The organism is Stakelama flava (assembly GCF_019351405.1).
Taxonomy (GTDB): Bacteria; Pseudomonadota; Alphaproteobacteria; order Sphingomonadales; family Sphingomonadaceae; genus Sphingomonas; species Sphingomonas flava_A.
Genome location: NZ_JAHWZX010000001.1, coordinates 122,099 through 143,099 on the forward strand (window position 1 = coordinate 122,099; position 21,001 = coordinate 143,099).

Sequence of the window (21,001 nt, forward strand, 5' to 3'; positions counted from 1 at the left end):
AGCGGGTGCCCGGCCCGAACAGCATATTATTTGTTGCGCAGCGCGCCTGCCACCAGCTTGTGCAGTTTCGAATGCAGCGTGTCGTTGGCGGCCAGAAGCTGCCTGCGCTCCATCGCCAGGTCGGTGCCGCGATAATCGGTCACGAAACCGCCCGCTTCCTTCACCAGCAATATGCCCGCTGCAACGTCCCACGGCTGAAGATCCGATTCCCAGAACCCGTCGAACCGCCCCGCCGCGACCCAGGCAAGATCAAGCGCGGCCGATCCCAGGCGACGGATACCTGCAATTTCCGGCGCGATCGCGCCGAAAATCCGATTCCACTGCACGAAATCGCCATGGCCCAGAAAGGGAATCCCGGTCGCGATCAGCGCTTCGGAAAGGTCGCGCCGCGCCGATACGCGCAGCCGGTGATCCTGAAGCCAGGCGCCCCTGCCCTTTTCGGCCCAGAAACTTTCATCGGTCAGCGGCTGATAGACGAGCGCCGTGGTGATTTCGGGCTTGCCCTGCGGACCGTGCGGGTCCTCCACCGCGATGGAGATGGAGAAATGGGGGATGCCGTGCAGGAAGTTGCTCGTCCCGTCGAGCGGATCGACGATGAAACGCGGCTTGTCCGGGTCACCTTCGATCTCGCCTGATTCCTCGACCAGCATCCGCCAGCCGGGCCGCGCTTTTTGCAGTTCCTCGACAATCGTCTCCTCAGCACGTTTGTCGGCCATCGAAACGAAATCGGCCGGGCCCTTGCGGCTGACCTGAAGGTGAGAAACTTCGTTGAAATCCCGGCGCAGGCGCGGCGCCGCCTTGCGGACGGCGCGCTCCATCACCGTCAAAAGGCCCGAATGCGATACCATCAGCGTCCCTTGGAAGTATCGGCCGCACCGGCCTTTTCGGGTGCCACGCCGCACACGCGCGCAACCACCGTCAGGCGAGTCGTCGGATCGCTGGCATCCAGCTTCTTGTTGTCGGCGAGCACCTTGGTCGTATCTTCCGAAATCGCGCTGAGCGAATTCTGGTACAGGCACCCGAAAATCGCCGATTTGACGTTCGCCGGGACCTTGTCGGACTGAAGACCGCCGATGATCACGCCAAGCGTTTTCTGCGCGGATTCGATCTCCGCCTTGCTGGGCGCCTTGTCCTGCGGCGCGGCCGCGGCGGGCGCAGCAAGCAGGGCGATGGCGGCAGGAAAAAGGATAAAACGCAAAAGACTACTCCGCTCTTTTGACATAGGCCTGTTCATAAACATCGACGATCACGCGCGTACCCGACGTGATGTGCGGCGGCACCATGATGCGCACGCCATTGTCCAGAACAGCCGGTTTATAGGAAGAAGAGGCGGTCTGCCCCTTCACGACCGCGTCGGCCTCGACAATCTCGGCCTCGATTTGGTCGGGAAGCTGCACTGAAATCGGCTTTTCCTCGTACAGCTCCATGGTCACGTCCATGCCGTCCTGAAGGAACGCAGCGGCATCGCCCAGAATGTCGGTGGGCAGCGTGATCTGTTCGAACGTATCCTTGTCCATGAAGGTCAGCATTTCGCCGTCCTGGAACAGGAACTGGAAATCCTTGGTGTCCAGCCGTACGCGTTCGACCGTCTCGGCCGAGCGGAACCGCACGTTCGTCTTTCGGCCATCGATGAGGTTCTTCATCTCGACCTGCATATAGGCACCGCCCTTGCCGGGCTGGGTGTGCTGTATCTTCACCGCACGCCAGATGCCTTTTTCATATTCGATGATATTGCCGGGACGAATATCGACGCCGCTGATCTTCATGGCGATCCATCAACCTTTTAACGGATTTGAGAAATAGCTGTGGGGCGGGCCTTTAACGCCCGGCCGCCTTTCCCGCAAGCAGCGGATAGGGATCGACCGGCGCGCCCTGCCACCAGCCATCGTCCTTTGCCACGCGCGATACGCCGAAATGAAGGTGATACACGCCGGCGGGCGCATTGCCGCTATCGCCGACATAGGCGATTCTATCGCCCGCCTTCACCCGCATTCCCTCTTTCACCCCCGGCGCATAGCCTTGCAGATGTGCATAATAGAACATCCACCTGCCATCGACCGAGCGTTCGTACAGGGTGATGCCGCCGCCGCCTTCGCTGAAATAGAGTTTCTCGATCGTGCCGGGCGCTGCGGCCAGCACCGCCGTGCCCAGCGGCGCGATGATATCGATGCCTTCATGCGTGCGGGTGCCGCCGCCGCGCGGATCGCCGAACGTGTCTTCGACATCGCGCTTCGCAACGCCCTGCACCGGCACGATCAGGCGCGGCGCACCGGTCATGCCGACCTGCCGCGCGCCGCCCTCACCCGGCTGCGCGACCACATCGCCCGCTTTTGCCCCGTCGCCCGATGGCGCGCGCGCAATGTCGGGAGCGTGGCTTGGCACCGGCTGCGGCGCGCTGTCATTTGCAGGCTCGATCCGGACGGTCAGCGCCAGCAAGACGATCACGCATGCCAGCACCGCCGCCATGATCCAGCCGAAGCGCGACAGGATCATCGCAACCTGGCCCCGCCGATTTTCGCGCAAACCTTCCGCTTGCCGGGCCTGTCAACGCAAGCGCCAGCCATCCGCTATTGGTCCAGCAGGCGGGTGAAGTCGCGCACCGCCGCTGCTTCGTCACCGTTCCAGACACTGCCGCAAACCGCCAGGAAATCAGCGCCAGCATCGATCAGCGGCCGCGCATTTCCGGGCGTAATCCCGCCAATGGCGACGCAGGGCAGTTCGAACACCGCCGACCACCATGTCAGGATGGCCGGATCGGGATGATGCCGGACAATCTTTGTCGTGGTGGGATAGAAGCTGCCGAAAGCGACATAATCCGCGCCCGCCTCCCCCGCTTCCATCGCCATATGGCGGCTGTCATGGCAAGTCACGCCGATCTGCACCGACGGCCCCAGCACCGCGCGCGCCTCGGCCGGATCGCCATCCTCCTGCCCCAGATGCACGCCATCCGCCCCCAGGCGCTTGGCCAGGCTGACGCTGTCGTTGACGATGAAGGCGACATCGCGATCGGCGCAAAGCGCCTGTAACGGTTCGGCTATCTTCGCGGCGCGATGCTGGTCGACATCCTTCACCCGGAACTGAAAGGCCGCGACCGGCCCGGCATCGAATGCGCGCGCAAGCCGGTCGACAAAGCCATCGTCCATGTCCGGCGGGGAGATCAGATATAGTTCGCAGCGCGATTTCGCGCCATCGCGCTGAAAATCATCCGCGAAATACCGTTCGGGCGTCTGGGAAAGATCGTCGTTCACTCCTTCGAACTAGCCGCGCGCGGCACCGGCGCGCAAGTGCGCTTCGCACGCGCCCCTTGCCGAAACGGCAAAACATCACATGATCGGTCGGCGTGCCGGACCCGGCTGCGTGCCGACGCGTTGTCGCGGCGAAAGGAGCAATGGCTATGGCAATGGTGGAAACGTCCGATGGTGCGCAACTTTATGTAAAAGAGGCGGGACAGGGTCGCCCGTTGATCCTGATCCATGGCTGGCCGTTGAACGCCGATAGCTGGGACGATCAGATTCTCGCTCTGTCGAACGCGGGCATGCGAGTCATCGCCTATGACCGGCGCGGTTTCGGCCGTTCCTCGCAGCCGCCCGGCGGATATGACTATGATCGCTTCGCCGACGATCTGGCCGAGGTGATGGCGGCGCGCGGGGTCGAATCGGATGCCTCGCTTGTCGGTTTTTCGATGGGCGGCGGCGAAGTGGCGCGGTATCTCTCACGCCATGGCCCTGACAAGCTGCGCAGCGTCGCGCTGATTTCCTCGGTCGTGCCGTACATGCTCAAAACCGCCGACAATCCCGACGGCGTCGAACAATCAGTGTTCGACGAGATGACGGCGGGGATGAAAAACGATCGGCCCGATTTCTTTCGGTCCTTCCTGAAGGACTTTTTTGGTGTGGGGATGCTCAACAGTCCCGTCAGCGACGCATATCTCGACTGGGCATGGGGGCTGTGCATGCAGGCCGGGCTGATCCCGACGCTGCAGGCGGCGAAGGCCTTTGCAACCACCGATTTCCGCCCCGACCTTTCGGCCTTCACGCTGCCGACGCTGGTCATTCACGGCACCGGGGACAATACGGTGCCGATCGAGGCCACCGGCCGCGCGGTGGCCGACGCCGTGCCCACCGCAACGCTGAGGGAATATGAAGGATCGCCGCACGGCCTGTTCGCGACCGATGGCGGCAAGCTGACGAGCGACCTTCTCACCTTCCTTAAAACCTGACTCGACGCTCAGGCGGCTTTTCCGCTTCCAATCGCAAAAGCCGCCTGAGGCACAGCGTGCTTTACTTGGTCGACGCCGCGTAGATTTCGTCGATCGCTTCGCCAAGCGCGGCGTCGAATTCGGCATCGCTCATCTGGGCGCGCAACTCGGCGAGCAGTGCCCGGCTGAAACTGGCGATCATGCCCGGATTTTTGGCAAGTTCGGCGCATGCCTCGGCACGTGAAAACCCGCCCGACAACGCCACCACGCGAAGCACATGGGGATGGTCGATCAAGTCGTCATACAATCGCGGCTCTGCCGGAATCGACAGCTTCAGCATCACCTGCTCGCCATCCGGCATGGCCTCCAGCGCCGCAAGAATTTCGTCGCGCAGGATCGAATCGGCGTCGGCGCGTTCAATGCTTTTGATATTCACTTCGGGTTCGATGATCGGCATCAGTCCGTAATCGAGCACCTGCCGCGCGACTTCGAACTGTTGCGCAACCACGGCGGCGATGCCTTCGCGGTTGGCAAGGTTGATGACCGACCGCTCCTTGGTGCCGAAAACGCCAAGCCCCTTCGCCCGGCTGAGCAGCTTGTCGAGTTCGGGCATCGGCTTCATCAGCTGGACGCCCTTGTCCTCCGCCTCCAGCCCCTTGTCGATCTTGATAAAGGGTACGATACCCTTGTCCTTCAGCGCGCTGGGCGTCGGCTTTCCGCCAACGGTGCCGTCCATCGTTCGTTCGAACAGGATCGCGCCGAGAATCTTTTCACCAGTGAACACCGGCGAGGTGATGATGCGGCTGCGCATTTCGTGGATCAGCGCGAACATCTCTTCATCGTTCGAATATTCGCTTTCTTCCACGCCATAGCCGCGAAGCGCCTTTGGCGTCGAACCGCCGCTTTGATCGAGCGCGGCGATAAAGCCCTTCCCTTGCGCGATCTTGTTCTTCATTTCCGCGTCCTGCATCGATTGCCCCCATGTTTATCACCGGTCGGTGACCTTGTTATCCAGCGCTGGCGCGCGCCGCAATCACGCAACGCCCCGTCCGGGCCGGGTGATCGTTCACAACGGTTGCAAAGATGACGCTTTACCGCTTGGGCACACGAATGAAGCATGAAGCACACCCCACCGGCCTGCCCCGCCCGCTGCTGTTGCTGATGGCTGCGGCATGCGGCGCGATGGTGGCGAACCTGTATTATGCGCAGACGCTGATCGACACGATCGCACCGGAAATCGGCCTGTCGCCGCGCATCGCCGGGACAATCACGACGCTGACCCAGCTCGGTTATGGCGTGGGGCTGATCCTGTTCGTACCGCTGGGCGATCTGTTCGAAAACAAGCGGCTGGCGCTGCTTTCGGTGATCGGCACGGTCATAGGCTGCCTCGCAATCGCACTGTCTGGCGGCCCTGCCACGTTTCTTATCGCTTCACTCATAACCGGCATCTGCGCGACGGGAGCGCAGGTGGTGCTGCCGCTCGCCACCCATCTCGCCCGCCCGGAACGGCAGGGGCGCGTCATCGGCACGATCATGAGCGGACTGCTGTTCGGCATCATGCTTTCGCGCCCGCTGGCCAGCTTTTGCGCGCATATGATCGGATGGCGCGCGGTCTTTCTCATTTCGGCAGGGATCACTGCGGCGATCGGCGTGCTGCTGTTCGCCTTTTGTCCGCAGCGATTGCCCGACGCGAAACTTGGCTATGGCAGGATCATCGCATCGGTCTGGGAACAGTTTCGCCGCCACCGGGCGTTGCGATTGCGCGCCTTTTACCAGGCCGCACTGTTCGCTGCCTTCAACCTGTTCTGGACGGCGGCACCGCTCGAACTACTGCATCATATGGGGTTCGATCAGCAGCAAGTGGCCTGGTTCGCGCTTGCAGGAGCCGGCGGGGCGCTCGCCGCACCGATCGCGGGCAACCTTGCCGATCGCGGGTTGATCTGGTGGACGACGCTTGGCGCGCTGGCGATCCTCACGCTGGGCTTCATCGGCGCCGATCTCGCCGCCGCCGGAAGCGTTATAGCCTTCGTCATCGCCGCGATCCTGATCGACGCCGCTGTTCAGCTCAACCAGATCACCGGGCAAAAGATCATCTTCGCACTGTCGAGCGAAGCGCGCGCCCGAGTAAACGCGGCCTATATGACCGCGATGTTCACCGTGGGCGCGTCCGGATCGCTGGTCGGTTCAGCCACATTCGAAATGGTCGGCTGGACCGCGAGCGCGCTTGCCGGGGCGGGAATCGGTGGCGTGACGCTGCTCGTCTTTCTCTTCTTCGATAAAGGTGCGAGTAATCCAGGGTAATTCTTTGACAGAAAGGAACATTTGCCCGCCCCGATATCAATGCGCCGCGGCCATTGCAGGCGCATCCATGTTCCGGGCGGCGGCACGCCTGGGCTGTGTACGCTTTGACGGAATCGTGAACCGCGCCGTCTGATCGGCCAGCACCGCCACCTCTCCCGCCAGAGTCCGTGCGGCGGCCGAGCTTTCCTCGACCATAGCCGCGTTCTGCTGAGTCGAATGACCCATCTGTTCGATCACGTCGCTGATCTCGTTCACTGCATCGGCCTGCGCCTGATTATCCTGCGCGATCGAGGCGACCAGACGGTGCACATTGTTCACGCCGTCGCAAATCGATTTCAGCGCATCATCGACATGCTGCACCGCATCGACCGCGCTGCCGATCTCCTCGCGAGTGGCGGAAAGCTGTTCGCGCGCGCGGCTTGCCTCTTCCTCGGCACGCATGGCCAGCGCGGACACCAGATCGGCGACCACCGCGAAGCCCTGCCCCGCTTCACCCGCCCGGCCCGCTTCGACCGCAGCGTTCATCGCGAGCACGCGGGTCTGGAACGCGATCTTGTCGAGGCCCTCGATCACATCGTCGATGCCCTTTGCCTGTTCCGCGACGCGCGCCATCGCAGTCACCGCGCCGTCGGTCACCCCCCGGCCGCTTTCCACGGCAGTCAACGCATCGCCCGCGCTTTGCGCCGTGCCTCCCGCAGCATTGGCGGTCGCCTTCACCCGGTCGTTCATCTGGCTGAGCGCGGCGGAAGTCTGTTCCAGGCTGGCAGCATTGGTTTCGGTGCGCCGAGCCAGGTCTTCGGACGCGTCCGCCACTTCCCCTGAACTGCCGCGGATCGTGGCGCTGCTATAGATTACCGTGCCGATCAGTTCGCACAGGCTGGCTAGCGCCTTGTTGAAATTCTCCTTCACCTCGCGGTAATCGGTCGGGAAGTCCGCGTCGATCGATGCGGTCAGGTCACCATCGGCGATCCGGCCCAGCCGGTCCTTCAGCGTGTCGACCACCATCAGCTGTTCGGCGTCGGCCTTCGCCTTCGCCTTGTCGGCCGCCTCTTTCGCCTGCGCCGTATCGCGGAACACCAGCACCGCCTTGGCCATCGATCCCAGTTCGTCGCCACGCTCGGCATCGGGCACGTCGACATTATTGTTGCCGCCGGCCAGCGTACGCATCACTTCGGTCAGTTTGACGACCGGCTGACCCAGCAGGCCGCACAGCAGCCGCCACAGGCCCATCGCGACCGCGATCATGACGATCGCGCCGACCCATACCGCCCATTCCTCGGCCACTGCGGCCTTGTGCATTTTTTCAAGGCTGCCCTGAACCGCGTCATATTTCTGTTTGCGCAGTGTTTCCGCCCCCGCGACCAGATTGCGCACCGTTGCCGATCCCTGCGCACGGCGAAGCAGATCGTCCGCGCGCGTGCGCTCGGCCGAACTCATCTGCGCCAGTATCGGCGTCGCGTCCTGCCGCTCCCAGCGCTCAGCCTCGGCGACCGTTTTTTCGAGCAATTGCGCGTCATCCGGTTCTTTCAGTAGCGGCCGCAATTCGTTCACGGCAGCATGGAAACTGGCCATGTTGCGCTTGAAGGCAGCGGCTTCGGCCGGGTCCTTGGTCATCGCGAAACCGCGCAGATTGGCAACGGCCAGCAAAAGTGAATTTTCCACTTTGGCCGACAGTGCCTGTTCATGATCAATGCGATCGTTGACTTCGGTCAGACTGGAAACGCGTGACGATGCGACATAGATGAAGGCAAGCGTACATAATGCAGCAGCCATCACCGTCAAAAAGGCCAGCGCCAGTTTCTTCGGTATCGGTAAGGATTTCAGCATTTCCCGCCCCGCTATAAACGGTCCCCGGCGGCCACCCCCCGTGTCCGCCAAAGTCCATTTATAGATAGGCCGAAAGTATTCCGGAAAAACTGAACGCTATTTCAGTTCATTATGGATGAGCGCACTCGACGGGAAGAGTAGCGCTACGTAACAATACTGCGTCTTCATCGGTTATCTACAATAGCGCGTTAATCATGCAATGCCGCCACGCCAGGCAGTTCCTTGCCCTCCATCCATTCGAGGAATGCGCCACCTGCGGTCGATACGAAGGTAAAGTCGTCGCCAACACCGGCCTTGTTCAGCGCGGCGACGGTATCGCCGCCGCCCGCGACCGACGTCAGCGATCCTTCCTTGGTCAGCGCCGCCGCCGTTTGGGCAAGCGTTACCGTCGCAACATCGAAAGGCGGCGTTTCGAACGCGCCCAGCGGCCCGTTCCACACCAGCGTGTGACAGGTTTTGAGTACATCGGCGAGCGCTTCGGTCGCGGCTGGTCCGATATCGAGGATCATTTCCTCCGCACCGACCTCATGAACATTGACGGTGCGCGTTTCGGGGTTCGGCCTGAACTCCTTGGCGACGACCACGTCATAGGGAAGGTGAACCGTGCAACCCGCCGTGTCCGCGGCGTCCATGATTGCATCGGCGGTATCGGTCAGATCATGCTCGCACAGGCTCTTGCCGACATCGACTCCGCGCGCGGCCAGAAACGTATTCGCCATGCCCCCGCCGATGATCAGATGATCGACGCGACCGACCAGATTTTTCAGGACATCCAGCTTGGTCGAAACCTTCGCTCCGCCGACCACTGCAGCGACGGGACGTTTCGGGTCGCCGAGCGCCTTTTCCAGCGCGTCTAGTTCGGCCTGCATCGCACGACCGGCAAAAGCGGGCAGCCGATGCGCCAACCCCTCGGTCGAAACATGTGCGCGATGCGCGGCGGAAAAGGCGTCGTTTACATACAGGTCGCCCAGCTTCGCCCATTCATCGGCCAGCGCGCCGTCATTCTTTTCCTCACCCGCCAGAAAACGCGTGTTTTCCAACACCGCGATATCCCCCGGCGCCATCATGTCGATCGCCTCGGCCGCGCCGTCCCAGTCGATGAAACGAACCGGACGGCCCAGCACCGCTTCATAGGGCTTCGTTACCATCGCCAGCGACATTTCGGGATTGCGCTGCCCCTTTGGCCGGCCGAAATGCGCGAGCACGACAACCTTCGCCCCGGCATCGGCCAGTTCGGTGACGGTAGCGACAGTGGCCTTCAACCGCGTGTCGTCGGTGACTTCGCCATCGGCCATGGGAACGTTCAGGTCCTCGCGAACCAGCGCTCGCTTGCCGTTGATGTCGCCAATATCGTCGAGTGTCTTGAAACCGCGATTCATTCGATCATCCTTATTTCGTCGCCCACGCCTATATCGCCGCCCTCGATCACCCGCGCCAGCGCGCCGCCCCGCCAATCGGGTTCCAGCGCCGCTTTCAACCCCTTGGCAATTTCCTCCATGCGGCTGCACGGATCACATTCGCCGGTGATTTCCAGGATCAGGCGCTCGCCGATTTGCAATCGCGCGCCAACCCGTTGCGGCAGGTCGAAATCCTCGACCAGCAGATTCGCCCGGCGTTCCTGCCAGGCGATGTCGTGCCCGGTTTCGCGCATCGCCGCGACCCAGTCCTTCGCTTCGATCAGCGTGACCTGCCGCTTGCGCTTGCTGCCGGGTTTTGCGGTGCCGCGAAAATCACCCGCCACGCCGCCGTCGATGGTGACGGCGACGTGGTCGAGCACTTCCATCGGCCCGCGCGGCCGGGCGTGCCGGGCTATCCCTGCAAGCCGGGCCGCCATCGTCAGCCCAGCTTCGCCATCGCACCGGCCGTATCGACCATACGGTTGGAAAAGCCCCATTCATTGTCGTACCAGCTGACCACGCGGACCAGCTTGCCGTCGATCACCGCGGTCTCAAGGCTGTCGACGGTCGAGCTGTACGGCGTATGCACGATGTCGATCGATACCAGCGGTTCGTCAGTGAAGTGCAATACGCCGTTGAGCGGACCGTCGGCGGCTTCCTTCAGCAGCTTGTTGACTTCCTCGACGCTCGTGTCGCGCTTCGGCTGAAAGGTCAGGTCGACCAGGCTGCCGTCGGGCGTCGGCACACGGACCGCCGACCCGTCCAGCTTGCCCTTCAGTTCGGGCAACACCTCACCCACCGCACGGGCGGCACCGGTGGTCGTCGGGATCATCGACATGCCTGCTGCACGGGCGCGGCGAAGATCCTTGTGAATCTGGTCGAGGATCTTCTGATCGTTGGTATAGGCGTGGATCGTCGTCATAAGCCCGCGCTCGATGCCGATCGCATCGTTCAGCACCTTGGCGACCGGCGCAAGGCAGTTGGTCGTGCACGACGCGTTAGAAACGATTGCGTGGTCGGCGGTCAGCTTGTCATGGTTGACGCCATAGACGACGGTCAGGTCCACGTCCTTGCCCGGCGCGGAAATCAGCACCTTTTTCGCGCCCGCATCGATATGCTTCTGCGCATCGGCACGCTTGGTAAAGAAACCGGTGCATTCGAGTACCAGTTCGACGCCGTTTTCGGCGTGCGGCAGGTTCGCCGGGTCGCGCTCCGCCGTCACCTTGATTCGCTTGCCGTCGATGACGAGGTCGTTGCCTTCGGCTTTCACCTCACCGGGATAGCGACCGTGAACGCTGTCGCGGCTGAACAGCCAGGCATTCGATTCGGCATCGGCCAGATCGTTGATCGTCACCAGTTCCAGCCCGCTATCGGCGCGCTCCAAAATGGCCCGCGCCACCAGGCGGCCGATGCGTCCGAAACCGTTGATCGCAACCTTCGTCATGATTGTCTCCTGTCGCTTGAATTCTCACTCGCCCAGCGTGGCGATAATCCGTGCCTCGATATGATCGGGCGTCAGTTCGAAATGTTCGTACAGCCGCGACGCCGGGCCGGACGCGCCGTAGCGGTCAAGCCCGAAACGCAGGCCGTTCACCATGGTGTAGCGTTCCCAGCCCATCGTCGTTCCCGCCTCGATCGAAACGCGCAGAATCGTATCGGGTGCAACGTCGGGCAGAATATCCTCGCGATATTCGGCGGATTGTGCGTCGAAACGCGACCAGCAGGGCATGGACACTACATCGGCACCGATCCCGCGCGCTTCAAGCCGCTCGCGAACGGTTACCGCGACCTCGACCTCAGACCCGGTGGCGATCAGGATCACCCGGCGTTCGCCTTTTGCCGCACGCAGGCGATACGCGCCGCGCGCGGTGCGATTCTCGCTTGCCTCCTCGCGAAGCTGCGGCAGATTCTGTCGCGACAGCGCGAGCAGAGACGGACCCTCCTTGCGCGACATCGCCAGTTCCCAGCATTCCGCCGTCTCGATCGTGTCGCACGGGCGATAGGTGTCGAGATTGGGAATGACGCGCAGGCTCATCATATGCTCGATCGGCTGATGCGTCGGCCCGTCCTCGCCCAGCCCGATCGAATCATGCGTCATCACATAGGCGACACGCGCGCGTTGCAGCGCCGACAGCCGGATGGCGGGTCGCGCATAATCGGAAAATACCAGGAAAGTGCCGCCATAGGGAATGACGCCGCCGTGCAACGCCATGCCGTTCATCGCCGCGCCCATGCCGAATTCGCGGATGCCGTAATAGACATAGCGCCCACTGTAATCGGCTGGCTCGAACGTCCCCAGTCCCTTGGTCAGCGTATTGTTCGATCCTGTAAGGTCCGCCGATCCGCCGATCGTTTCGGGAAGCGCCGCGTTGACCGCCTCCAGCGCCATTTCGGACGCCTTACGCGTGGCTACCTTTTTGGGTTCGGCGAGCAGCCCCTTCACATATGCGTCGAGGCTGAAACCATCGGGCAGGACGCCCGCCATCCGTCGCTTGAATTCGGCGGCTTCCGAATGGCTTGTAAGCCGATCCTTCCACCCATTATGAAGATCGGAAGCGCGGCTGCCGGCGGACAGCCATGCCGTGCGCACGGCATCGGGAATGTCGAACGGCGCATGTTGCCAGCCCAGCTCCTTGCGCGCGGCGGCGACTTCCTCTGCGCCGAGTGCAGCGCCGTGCGTCGCGGCCGTGCCCTGCTTGTTCGGCGCGCCCTTGCCGATGATCGTGCGGCACCGGATCAGCGACGGCGCATCGGCCGCCATCGCTGCCTCCATCGCGCGCGCAATGTCCGCCATGTCGTGCCCGTCGCACTCGACCGTGTGCCATCCGGTCGCCGCATAGCGGGCGACGACATCCTCGCTCGACGATTTATCGACCGACCCGTCGATGGTGATCCGGTTATCGTCCCACAGCACGTTCAGGCGCGCGAGTTTCAGATGTCCGGCAAGCCCGATCGCCTCGTGGTTGATGCCTTCCATCAGGCACCCGTCGCCGGCGATCACCCAGGTGCGATGATCGACAAGGTCATCGCCGAACACGGCGTTCAAATGACGCTCCGCCATCGCCATGCCGACCGACATGGCCAGCCCCTGCCCCAGCGGCCCGGTGGTGCATTCGACGCCGGGCAGTTCGAAATTCTCCGGATGCCCCGCGCAGGGCGACCCGACCTGGCGGAAATTGCGGATATCTTCGATCGTCGGCCGGGCATAGCCGGTCAGGTGGAGCAGCGAATAGATCAGCATCGATCCATGCCCCGCCGACAGCACGAAGCGATCGCGATCGGCCCAGTGCGGATCGGCCGGATCGAACTTCAGATATTTGGTGAACAGGACGGTCGCGACGTCCGCCATGCCCATCGGCATGCCGGGATGGCCCGAATTGGCCGCCTCTACCGCGTCCATCGACAAGGCCCGGATGGCGTTGGCGAGATCGGTGTCGGAAACGCTCATTCTGCTCTCCCTGGCCGCGGCGCGCGGATGGGTGGCGCCAGCGAATCAAATGGTGCGACGCCTTTGGGACGCAGGGTCCGCTTCGTCAACCGCCGCGCGGCGCTTGCCCAGCGGCGCGGACATGCCTATCCCTTTTATCCATGTCCGACGGCCACTTGCACATCGGGGTCGAGCGTATCGAAGCGGCCCTCGCACGGATTGAGAAGGCGGCGAACGCGCGTGCCTTCGATATCGACCGCATCCGCAGACGCCACGAAACGCTGCGCCAGCGTGTGGAAACGGCGATCGAAGCGCTCGATTCGCTGATTCTGCGTCAGGCGCACGACGATGATCGGGAAGACCAGCCCTGATGGCCGAAGTCTCGCTACAGGTCGCCGGGCGAACCCATATCGTCGCGTGCCGCGATGGCGAGGAAGCGCATCTGCGCCACCTTGCCGAACGGCTGGAGCGCCATTCGGATACCGCGGTTCGCGCGTCGGGCAATGGTTCGCCGGAACGCGTCCTGCTGCTGATCGCGCTGATCCTTGCCGACGAACTGACCGAAATGGAGCGCAATCCACCGCAAGGCCTGTCGCCTGAATTGCTCGTCCGGCTGGCCGAGCGCCTCGAATCGGTCGCGTCGGTACTTGAGGACGATGACGCGGCATCCTAAATCATCGGGCGACGGGAACTGCCCGGTACGAGCCTTAGCGATTATCCCTGAGGCGATAGAGACATCCAAGGGAGCTGTCCCTGTTCGGGCCCTGGCCCGATGCACACGGCGCCCACCTGACGTTACTGGCGTCAGAGGATATTCAGGCAAACGGCCATGGCGGTCCCGTCACCTTCCCGCCTTTCGTCATCCCGTCGTCCGGTGAACGCTGCCGAACCCAAATATCGGCTGCGCACCGAACTGCGCGCGCGCCGCCGCGCCTTCGTGGCGGCGGGCAACGCCGCGCCGATCCCGCTTTCCGACAGGCTGGCGGCGCATATCAATGCCGAAACGATCGTCGCCGGGTATCTGCCCCAGCGGTTCGAGGCGGATTGCCGGGGCCTGATCGGCGCGTGCCTGAATCGCGGCGCGCGAATCGCGCTGCCCCATGTCGAGAGCATGAAAAAGCCGATGCTGTTCCTCGGCTGGGAACCGTGCGATCCGCTGGAAACCAACGCGCTGGGCATCGAACAACCCCCGATGAGCGCGCCAGAACTTGCCCCCGATATCATCCTGACGCCGCTGGTAGGGTTCGATGACCGGCGCAACCGGTTGGGGCAAGGCGGAGGTTTTTACGATCGCGCCTTTGCTGCGCACCCGAACGCGCTGCGCATCGGGCTGGCATGGTCGGTTCAACAGGTCGATACCATTCCCGTCGATCCATGGGACGTGCCGCTCCACGCCGTGATTACCGAACGCGGTTTGTTCGAACCGGCGGAGATATGATGCAACCGACATGGCGCAAACCAGCAGGCATGTTCGCCATTCTCGCGCTGATCGTAGCATGGGTGATTCTGGTGGCCAGCTTCTCGTCGCAAATTGCCGCGCTGGCCTGGCCGCTACAGGCGCTCATCTATTTCGTAACAGGAATTATGTGGATCGCGCCGCTGAAACCATTGCTTCGCTGGATGGAAACCGGTCGCTGGCGCGAATAGCCGCCGCCAGCCAAATCGCGACCATTTTCCATGCCGAAATCCGACGGAAAATGGCGCGAGTGACGGGACTCGAACCCGCGACCTCCGGCGTGACAGGCCGGCGCTCTAACCAACTGAGCTACACCCGCTCTCTAGCGAGGAGGCGGCTGATACTGGGGGGATTCCGGGGTGTCAACCAGAATAAGGCGATGACCCCGAAACATTGTTTTCCTCACGCGCCGGATCGTTGACCAGCGTGCCGTGCTCGAACAGGAATCCTGCGATATCCGGGCTTCCCGCCGCTTCCACCACGGTCTGGATGATAATCAGCAGCGGAACCGCCAGCAGCGCGCCCGGCGTGCCCCATACCCAGCCCCAGAAGCTCAGCGAAATCAGAATCAGGATGGGATTGATGGTCAATCGGTGTCCGACGATCGTCGGGGTGATCAGATTCGCCTCGATCAGGTGCGCGCCCACCATCACTGCGGCGGGAAGCAGCGCCCACCAAAGATCGGTAAAGGTCATCAGACCGCCGACCGCGATCAGGATCGCCGCGACGATCGGCCCCAGATAGGGGATATAGTTGAGCAGTGCGACGATCCCGCCCCACATCAGCGGCGTCGGCATTCCGATTGCCCCCAGCGCCCCCGCGACGATCAGGCCAAGCGATAGGTTGATGACCGTTATCGTTCCGATATAGGCGGAGGTGTCGTCGACAACGTCCTGAATGACGCGCGCGGTCGCCATCGCGCCGTCGAAGCTCGACCGGCTGGTGATCGCCTTTCTGCGCAGCCGGGTCCATCCCGACAGGAAGAAGAAGATGATCAGGATCGCAAAAAACATCTCCAGCAGCGCGGAGGGCGCGGAGGTAGTGAACAGATCGAACAGCGATCGCGGCGGCTGAGCGGCGGCGAGCGAGGTTTCGGGCACCGGCGGCGCGCTGGCCACGTTGCGGATCAGCTTGTTCACGAAATTCTGCAGATTCGAATAAAAATCGATCAACGGGGAGATATTGGCCTGAATCTGGTCGATGCGTTCGGGCAGGATTTGCGCCCATCCCCAGGCGGGGACGACGATCGACGCCAGCGCCACGTTTGCCGCGATCAGGAATAACAGGACGCATATCAGCGCCGCCGCCGGTGACGGCAGGCGATGGCGCTCAAGCCATTCGAGCACCGGCACCAGCGCGATCGCGATGACAAGCGCGGCGGTAAGCGGCAGGAAGAATTCGGATCCGGCCTTCAGGGCGAAGGGCAGCGCGATGATAAGCCCCAGCCCGGCGATCAGCGTCAGTCCGGCGAGCAACCGGTCGCGGCGAAGTTCATCGTCCAGCTCAGCCTGGCCGGTCTGCCCGCGTGGACGCAACAGCCCGCCACGCGGCGGATTCGCCGCTGTCGGCGTGTCCGTGCCCACCGCCTCCTGTGCCTCGCGGTCCGAAACCGGCTGATCGTTCAAGCGAACCCCCTGTGAATCATGACCTTGCATCTAGCGGCTTTTCGCGGCGCTGATAATCCCGCGCGTCGCGACCGATGCCAGCCGTTGCCGATTGCGCCCTCAGGCCCTAGGCAAGAGGGCATGGCTGATCTGATCCTTGTGCTTGACGAGGGCACGACCTCGACCCGCGCGATGCTTTTCGATCCTTCCGGCGCGGCCGTGGAAACCCGCTCGGCCAATCTCACCCAGCACTATCCCGAACCGGGCCGGGTTGAACATGATGCGGGCGAAATCTGGGAAAAGACGCTGGCATGCGCGCGCGGGGCCATCGAAGCGGTCGGCGGCCCGGACCGGATCGCCGCGATCGGCATCACCAATCAGCGCGAAACGATCGTGTTCTGGGACAAGGCTACCGGAGAGCCGCTGGCCCCCGCCATTGTCTGGCAGGACCGGCGCAGCGCCGCGATGTGCCGCAAGATGCGTCAGGGCGGGGAGGAAACAACCGTACAGGCGCGGACCGGGCTGCTGCTCGATCCGTATTTTTCGGGATCGAAAATCGCCTGGGCGATGGAAAACTGGCCGCAACTCGCCGAAGCGGGCGACAATCTCGCCATCGGCACGATCGAAAGCTGGCTGGTGTGGAAACTGACCGGTGGGCTGCACATTACCGATGCCACCAACGCGTCGCGCACGCTGTTGATGGCGCTGGGCAGCGGCAGCTGGGACGATGGCCTGCTGGCGATGTTTCGCGCGCCGCGCAGCGCCTTGCCGCAGATCGTTGACTGCGCGGGCCGGTTCGGCACGACCAGCCTGCTTGGCGGCGAAATTCCGATCTGCGGCCTTGCCGGCGATCAGCAGTCGGCGCTGATCGGACAGGCATGTTTCGAACGCGGCGATACCAAGGGGACGTATGGAACCGGCGCGTTCGTGCTGACCAATACCGGCAACACCCCGCCCAAATCGCGCAACCGCCTGCTTTCCACCATCGCCTGGCAACTGAACGGGCAGCGAACCTATGCGCTGGAAGGGTCGATCTTCGTGGCGGGCAGCCTTATCCAGTGGCTTCGCGATTCGGTCGGCATGATCGATGTCGCGGCGGAGACCGAGGATCTGGCCAATGCCGTTCCCGACAATGGCGGCGTCTATGTCGTACCGGCACTGGCCGGAATCGGCGCCCCCTGGTGGGAGGCCGATGCGCGCGGAACGATTTCGGGACTCAGCTTTTCGACGACGCGCGCGCATATCGTGCGTGCCGCGCTGGAGGCGATGGCGCTGCAGACCCAGGACCTGAAAACCGCCTTCGCGTCGGACAAGACCAATTGGGCGCGGCTGCGCATCGACGGCGGGATGGTTGCCAACAACTGGATGGCGCAGGACCTTGCCGACATCGTCAACCTGCCGGTGGAGCGGCCGCGCTTCACCGAAACCACCGCGCTCGGCGCCGCCATGCTGGCCGGGGTCGGTTGCGGCTGGTTCGACACGCTGGAGGATGCCGCGGCGATGCGCGGCGCGGTCGATCAGTTCGAACCGCAACTGGGCAAGGCCGCGCGGCAAAAGCGACTCGACGGCTGGCACCTCGCCGTGCACAGCGTCATCGGCGACGCGCACGACTGACGCGCCTGCACGGCGGCTCGCCGCTGAACGCGTGGGCGTCCGCCGCTAAGCTGCCTCCGCCGCGAACAGCGCCTTCAGGTCGCGTTTCATGATCTTGCCATTGGCATTACGCGGCAGGATGGTGTCCACGAAACGGATCGCCACCGGCACCTTGAACGCGGCCAGATGGTCGCGAACCCATTGTTGCAATTCGGCTTCGCTCGCACTGCTGCCGGGTGCCAGATGCACCACCGCCGCCGGCTCCTCGCCCAGCGTGCGGTGCGGAATGCCGATCAGCGCCGCATCGGTGACCGAAGGATGGGCGTACAGCACGTCCTCCACCTCGGAAGAAAAGATGTTTTCGCCGCCGCGGATGATAATGTCCTTGGCGCGATCGACGATGTAGCAGAACCCCTCTTCGTCCAGCCGCGCGATATCGCCGGTGCGCACCCACCCGTCGACGAAGGTTTCCGCGCTTGCCTGCGGTTTGTTCCAATATCCCTTCACCACCATCGGCCCCTTGGCCCATAGTTCGCCGGTCTTGCCCGCGGGCATTTCGCGTACGCCGTCTTCCGACAGGATTTTCAGCTCGGCCACCGGAACCGGCGGGCCGCAGCTCGTCGGTCGATTGAGATAATCCTCGCCGCCATGCTGGGTAACCGTCGCCATCGTTTCGGTCATCCCCCAGCCATTGCCGGGAAGCGCGCCGAACTCTTCATGAATTTTACGCACCAGATCGGGGGCCGAGGGCGCGCCGCCATAGGAGATAGTGTCGAGCGAGGAGAGATCATATTTCGCCCGGTCGGGATGTTCCAGCAATTGCCAGGCAATGGTCGGCACACCGCCGGTGAAGGACACCTTTTCACGCTCAATGATCTGCATCGCTTCGACCACGTCCCATTTGTGCATGAAGACGACGCTCGACCCCGTCGCGATTGCCGCCATCAATCCCGCGCTGCATGCCGTTACATGGAATAATGGTATGACCAGCAACGATACCCTGGGTTCGGGGTCGGGCGGCATTTCGCCCCTGCGCAGGAACGCCCGCGCGCTGGTATAGCCGCTCGACAGGATATTGGTCGTGATGTTGCGATGCGTGCCCAGCGCGCCCTTCGGATTGCCGGTCGTGCCGCTGGTGTAGAAGATCGTCGCATCGTCATCCGGCGCGATTTCCGCTTGCGGGAATGGCGTATCGGGCAGCGCCGCCCAGTCACCGGTAGCGCCGACAATGTCCTCCAGCCGGTGGAAACGCCCCGAAAGCGGCTCTTCCCAGCGCGTGACGATCACGTCCTTCAATTCGGGAAGGTCGCCATAATGCTCGGTAAGCCGCGCATGGCGCCCGGCGTCGCAGATCAGAACACGCGCGCCTGAATCAGCGATGCCATATTCCAGTTCGCTTCCGGTCCACCACGCGTTGAGCGGCACCACAATCGCGCCCAGGCTGACGATGGCGAAAAACGCCATCGGCCATTCAGGCAGGTTGCGCATGGCGAGCGCGACCCGATCGCCCTTTCCCACACCCAGAGCCCGCAGTTTTTCGGCCAGTACCGCCGTGGCGCGGTAATTCGCTTCATAACTCACGCGCTCGTCACGATAGACGGTGAAGGTCCGCTGTCCGAATGTGCGCGCCGCCTGCGCCAGCAACGCAAGGCTGGGCGGTGCGTTCTTCCATACGCGCGTTGGCACGCCTCGAATATCAATCGTCTCGATCTCAAACTTCGATCCCGGCGCGGTGAGCGCCGCGTCAACCTCGGCCAGGGTCATCTTCGGCCAATCGGGGGGAAGTGCGACAAGCGGTTGGGTGCCCAAGGCAAACTCTCCGGTATTGAATGTCGGGTTTGGTATTTTTGTTCGTGTTCGTAAACGTTATTCTTGATTCGAGCGCCGCTCAAGGCAATAGGAAATCGAAGGCGTAAACTCACCGCGAAACCAACGGTTCGAAACAAGGGTATGGAGCGACGAATGGCAGAACGCGATCCCGCAGACGCTGGATTTGATGACGAAGCGCTGGCGCGCATTCCCGCTTTTATCAAAAGCCGTTATCTCGACACCGGCCTGCTTCCGCATGCCCAGCTGCTGATCGCACGAAACGGCCGGATCGCACATTTCTCGCATCAGGGACCGGCGCGCGAAGAGGGCGCGAAGATCGACAAATCCTCGCTGTTCCGTATTGCTTCGATGACGAAGCCGATTACGTCGATCGCGTTCATGCAGCTGGTCGAACGCGGCAAGGTTGCCCTCGACACGCCGGTTCATCGCGTCTTGCCCGAACTGGAGCATGTCGGCGTATATGACGGCGGCGGCGGCAGTGCTCCGTTTATGACGAAGCGCCCGGCGCAGCCGATGCGGATGATCGACCTTTTGCGCCATACTTCAGGCCTCACCTACAGCTTCCAGAACCGTTCCAATATCGACGCCGCCTATCGCGCGAAAAAGCTGGACGACTGGTTCGGCGATCTGACGCTCGATGAAATGGTCGCCGAACTGGGCAAGCTCCCGCTCGAATTCTCTCCCGGCGAAGCGTGGAATTATTCGGTGTCCACCGATGTGCTCGGCGCGGTGATCCAGCGGCTCGCCGACAAGCCGCTGGACGAGGTGTTCCGCGAAAACATCCTTGCGCCGCTCGGCATGGACGATACTTTTTTCCAGGTGCCGGCCGAAAAGGCGCACCGGCTGACCGACTGCTACGCGCTCGCTCCGGGCAAAGGCCGGGTGATGTATGATCGGGGCGAGACATCGGCCTGGCTGAAACCGCCCACCCAGCTTTCGGGCGGCGGCGGCCTGGTTTCCACCGCGCTCGACTATCATCGCTTCTGCGCCATGTGCCTGAACGGCGGCACGCTGGACGGCACCCGGATCGTCGGACGCAAGACCATCGAGTTGATGACGATGAACCATCTGCCGGGAAAATCGGACCTCGCCACCCTGTCGCGCTCGCTGTTTAGCGAAGCGGCGAATGCCGGGACCGGCTTCGGCCTCGGCTTCGCGGTCAATCAGGACGTGGCGAAGACGATGATCCCCGGATCGGCGGGCGAATATTATTGGGGCGGCATGTTCTCGACCGCCTTTTTCATCGACCCTGTCGAGCGGCTGCACATGGTCTTCATGACGCAGTTCAGCCCGTCGAACACCTACCCAATTCGCCGCGAATTGAAGACGCTGATCTATTCGGCGCTCGCCTGACCGCCGCGCGAACCC

Annotated in this window: 21 protein-coding genes, 1 tRNA gene and 1 other RNA gene; 9 read left to right on the top strand and 14 right to left on the bottom strand. The window is 63.0% G+C overall.

The window, feature by feature from the left end; translation table 11 throughout:
• Positions 1–26: 26 nt before the first annotated feature.
• The 5 genes from KY084_RS00545 to thiE all read right to left on the bottom strand — a co-directional run bounded on the left by KY084_RS00545 (position 27) and on the right by thiE (position 3,248).
• Complete coding sequence (locus KY084_RS00545) at positions 27–848, bottom strand: inositol monophosphatase family protein (RefSeq protein ID WP_219236490.1); 822 nt, start codon at positions 846–848, stop codon at positions 27–29.
• Positions 848–1,198 (bottom strand): hypothetical protein, encoded by a 351-nt coding sequence (locus tag KY084_RS00550; protein WP_219236491.1) that lies wholly within the window; start codon positions 1,196–1,198, stop codon positions 848–850. Before KY084_RS00550 ends, KY084_RS00545 begins: the two co-directional genes overlap by 1 nt.
• A 4-nt stretch (positions 1,199–1,202) precedes the next feature.
• Entirely contained in the window at positions 1,203–1,766 is a 564-nt protein-coding gene (gene efp, locus KY084_RS00555) for an elongation factor P (protein WP_219236492.1), read from the bottom strand.
• Between the two features lie 52 nt (positions 1,767–1,818).
• Complete coding sequence (locus KY084_RS00560; protein ID WP_246586749.1) at positions 1,819–2,493, bottom strand: M23 family metallopeptidase; 675 nt, start codon at positions 2,491–2,493, stop codon at positions 1,819–1,821.
• A 74-nt stretch (positions 2,494–2,567) separates the two neighbouring features.
• Positions 2,568–3,248, bottom strand: a complete 681-nt coding sequence (gene thiE / locus KY084_RS00565) for a thiamine phosphate synthase (RefSeq protein ID WP_219236493.1) — start codon at positions 3,246–3,248, stop codon at positions 2,568–2,570.
• Between the two features lie 146 nt (positions 3,249–3,394).
• Between thiE and KY084_RS00570 the strand changes: the two genes are divergently transcribed.
• Positions 3,395–4,219 carry an alpha/beta fold hydrolase gene (locus tag KY084_RS00570; RefSeq protein ID WP_219236494.1) on the top strand — a complete coding sequence of 275 codons (825 nt, stop codon included), beginning with the start codon at positions 3,395–3,397 and terminating at the stop codon, positions 4,217–4,219.
• Positions 4,220–4,280: 61 nt separating this feature from the next.
• On the opposite strand, the gene KY084_RS00575 is transcribed toward KY084_RS00570, so the two are convergent.
• Positions 4,281–5,168: a fructose bisphosphate aldolase gene (locus tag KY084_RS00575; RefSeq protein ID WP_219236495.1), complete on the bottom strand. Its 888-nt coding sequence runs from the start codon at positions 5,166–5,168 to the stop codon at positions 4,281–4,283.
• A gap of 140 nt (positions 5,169–5,308) precedes the next feature.
• On the opposite strand from KY084_RS00575, the gene KY084_RS00580 reads away from it, so the two are divergent.
• Positions 5,309–6,499, top strand: coding sequence for an MFS transporter (locus KY084_RS00580; protein WP_219236496.1), 1,191 nt, complete (start codon positions 5,309–5,311; stop codon positions 6,497–6,499).
• Between the two features lie 36 nt (positions 6,500–6,535).
• Here KY084_RS00580 and KY084_RS00585 read toward each other — a convergent pair whose 3' ends face one another.
• The 5 genes from KY084_RS00585 to tkt all read right to left on the bottom strand — a co-directional run bounded on the left by KY084_RS00585 (position 6,536) and on the right by tkt (position 13,171).
• Positions 6,536–8,326 carry a methyl-accepting chemotaxis protein gene (locus KY084_RS00585; protein ID WP_246586750.1) on the bottom strand — a complete coding sequence of 597 codons (1,791 nt, stop codon included), beginning with the start codon at positions 8,324–8,326 and terminating at the stop codon, positions 6,536–6,538.
• A 188-nt stretch (positions 8,327–8,514) separates the two neighbouring features.
• Entirely contained in the window at positions 8,515–9,705 is a 1,191-nt protein-coding gene (locus tag KY084_RS00590) for a phosphoglycerate kinase (protein WP_219236497.1), read from the bottom strand.
• Positions 9,702–10,160 (bottom strand): MOSC domain-containing protein, encoded by a 459-nt coding sequence (locus KY084_RS00595; RefSeq protein WP_219236498.1) that lies wholly within the window; start codon positions 10,158–10,160, stop codon positions 9,702–9,704. The genes KY084_RS00590 and KY084_RS00595 overlap by 4 nt, the downstream gene beginning before the upstream one ends.
• Positions 10,161–10,162: 2 nt before the next feature.
• Complete coding sequence (gene gap / locus KY084_RS00600) at positions 10,163–11,167, bottom strand: type I glyceraldehyde-3-phosphate dehydrogenase (protein ID WP_246586751.1); 1,005 nt, start codon at positions 11,165–11,167, stop codon at positions 10,163–10,165.
• A 24-nt stretch (positions 11,168–11,191) separates the two neighbouring features.
• Complete coding sequence (gene tkt, locus KY084_RS00605; protein WP_219236499.1) at positions 11,192–13,171, bottom strand: transketolase; 1,980 nt, start codon at positions 13,169–13,171, stop codon at positions 11,192–11,194.
• Positions 13,172–13,311: 140 nt separating this feature from the next.
• Here tkt and KY084_RS00610 point away from each other — a divergent pair, with 140 nt between their 5' ends.
• The 5 genes from KY084_RS00610 (at position 13,312) to KY084_RS00630 (ending at position 14,797) form a co-directional block, all read left to right on the top strand.
• On the top strand, positions 13,312–13,521 hold the full coding sequence (locus KY084_RS00610) for a hypothetical protein (protein WP_219236500.1): 210 nt from the start codon (positions 13,312–13,314) through the stop codon (positions 13,519–13,521).
• Positions 13,521–13,823: a cell division protein ZapA gene (gene zapA, locus KY084_RS00615; RefSeq protein WP_219236501.1), complete on the top strand. Its 303-nt coding sequence runs from the start codon at positions 13,521–13,523 to the stop codon at positions 13,821–13,823. Before KY084_RS00610 ends, zapA begins: the two co-directional genes overlap by 1 nt.
• Positions 13,824–13,835: 12 nt before the next feature.
• A non-coding RNA gene (ssrS, locus tag KY084_RS00620) (6S RNA) lies at positions 13,836–13,993 on the top strand.
• A 31-nt stretch (positions 13,994–14,024) separates the two neighbouring features.
• Positions 14,025–14,588, top strand: a complete 564-nt coding sequence (locus KY084_RS00625) for a 5-formyltetrahydrofolate cyclo-ligase (RefSeq protein WP_343227919.1) — start codon at positions 14,025–14,027, stop codon at positions 14,586–14,588.
• Positions 14,588–14,797, top strand: coding sequence for a DUF2842 domain-containing protein (locus tag KY084_RS00630; protein WP_219236755.1), 210 nt, complete (start codon positions 14,588–14,590; stop codon positions 14,795–14,797). The genes KY084_RS00625 and KY084_RS00630 overlap by 1 nt, the downstream gene beginning before the upstream one ends.
• 51 nt (positions 14,798–14,848) lie before the next feature.
• Here KY084_RS00630 and KY084_RS00635 read toward each other — a convergent pair.
• Positions 14,849–14,925, bottom strand: a tRNA-Asp gene (locus KY084_RS00635).
• 43 nt (positions 14,926–14,968) lie between these two features.
• Positions 14,969–16,144, bottom strand: a complete 1,176-nt coding sequence (locus KY084_RS00640; protein WP_246586785.1) for an AI-2E family transporter — start codon at positions 16,142–16,144, stop codon at positions 14,969–14,971.
• A gap of 207 nt (positions 16,145–16,351) precedes the next feature.
• On the opposite strand from KY084_RS00640, the gene glpK reads away from it, so the two are divergent.
• Positions 16,352–17,824, top strand: a complete 1,473-nt coding sequence (gene glpK / locus KY084_RS00645; protein WP_219236504.1) for a glycerol kinase GlpK — start codon at positions 16,352–16,354, stop codon at positions 17,822–17,824.
• A 45-nt stretch (positions 17,825–17,869) separates the two neighbouring features.
• On the opposite strand, the gene KY084_RS00650 is transcribed toward glpK, so the two are convergent.
• On the bottom strand, positions 17,870–19,567 hold the full coding sequence (locus KY084_RS00650; RefSeq protein ID WP_219236756.1) for a class I adenylate-forming enzyme family protein: 1,698 nt from the start codon (positions 19,565–19,567) through the stop codon (positions 17,870–17,872).
• Between the two features lie 198 nt (positions 19,568–19,765).
• Here KY084_RS00650 and KY084_RS00655 point away from each other — a divergent pair, with 198 nt between their 5' ends.
• On the top strand, positions 19,766–20,986 hold the full coding sequence (locus KY084_RS00655; RefSeq protein ID WP_219236505.1) for a serine hydrolase domain-containing protein: 1,221 nt from the start codon (positions 19,766–19,768) through the stop codon (positions 20,984–20,986).
• The last annotated feature ends 15 nt before the right edge of the window (positions 20,987–21,001 follow it).

Excerpts from the sequence above, each read along its gene's own strand:
- KY084_RS00545 (WP_219236490.1), bottom strand. The coding sequence starts at position 848 with ATGGTATCGCATTCGGGCCTTTTGACGGTGATGGAGCGCGCCGTCCGC.
- efp (WP_219236492.1), bottom strand. The coding sequence starts at position 1,766 with ATGAAGATCAGCGGCGTCGATATTCGTCCCGGCAATATCATCGAATAT.
- KY084_RS00560 (WP_246586749.1), bottom strand. The coding sequence starts at position 2,493 with ATGATCCTGTCGCGCTTCGGCTGGATCATGGCGGCGGTGCTGGCATGC.
- KY084_RS00570 (WP_219236494.1), top strand. The coding sequence starts at position 3,395 with ATGGCAATGGTGGAAACGTCCGATGGTGCGCAACTTTATGTAAAAGAG.
- KY084_RS00575 (WP_219236495.1), bottom strand. The coding sequence starts at position 5,168 with ATGCAGGACGCGGAAATGAAGAACAAGATCGCGCAAGGGAAGGGCTTT.
- KY084_RS00580 (WP_219236496.1), top strand. The coding sequence starts at position 5,309 with ATGAAGCATGAAGCACACCCCACCGGCCTGCCCCGCCCGCTGCTGTTG.
- KY084_RS00585 (WP_246586750.1), bottom strand. The coding sequence starts at position 8,326 with ATGCTGAAATCCTTACCGATACCGAAGAAACTGGCGCTGGCCTTTTTG.
- KY084_RS00590 (WP_219236497.1), bottom strand. The coding sequence starts at position 9,705 with ATGAATCGCGGTTTCAAGACACTCGACGATATTGGCGACATCAACGGC.
- KY084_RS00595 (WP_219236498.1), bottom strand. The coding sequence starts at position 10,160 with ATGGCGGCCCGGCTTGCAGGGATAGCCCGGCACGCCCGGCCGCGCGGG.
- gap (WP_246586751.1), bottom strand. The coding sequence starts at position 11,167 with ATGACGAAGGTTGCGATCAACGGTTTCGGACGCATCGGCCGCCTGGTG.
- tkt (WP_219236499.1), bottom strand. The coding sequence starts at position 13,171 with ATGAGCGTTTCCGACACCGATCTCGCCAACGCCATCCGGGCCTTGTCG.
- KY084_RS00610 (WP_219236500.1), top strand. The coding sequence starts at position 13,312 with ATGTCCGACGGCCACTTGCACATCGGGGTCGAGCGTATCGAAGCGGCC.
- zapA (WP_219236501.1), top strand. The coding sequence starts at position 13,521 with ATGGCCGAAGTCTCGCTACAGGTCGCCGGGCGAACCCATATCGTCGCG.
- KY084_RS00630 (WP_219236755.1), top strand. The coding sequence starts at position 14,588 with ATGCAACCGACATGGCGCAAACCAGCAGGCATGTTCGCCATTCTCGCG.
- glpK (WP_219236504.1), top strand. The coding sequence starts at position 16,352 with ATGGCTGATCTGATCCTTGTGCTTGACGAGGGCACGACCTCGACCCGC.
- KY084_RS00650 (WP_219236756.1), bottom strand. The coding sequence starts at position 19,567 with ATGACCCTGGCCGAGGTTGACGCGGCGCTCACCGCGCCGGGATCGAAG.
- KY084_RS00655 (WP_219236505.1), top strand. The coding sequence starts at position 19,766 with ATGGCAGAACGCGATCCCGCAGACGCTGGATTTGATGACGAAGCGCTG.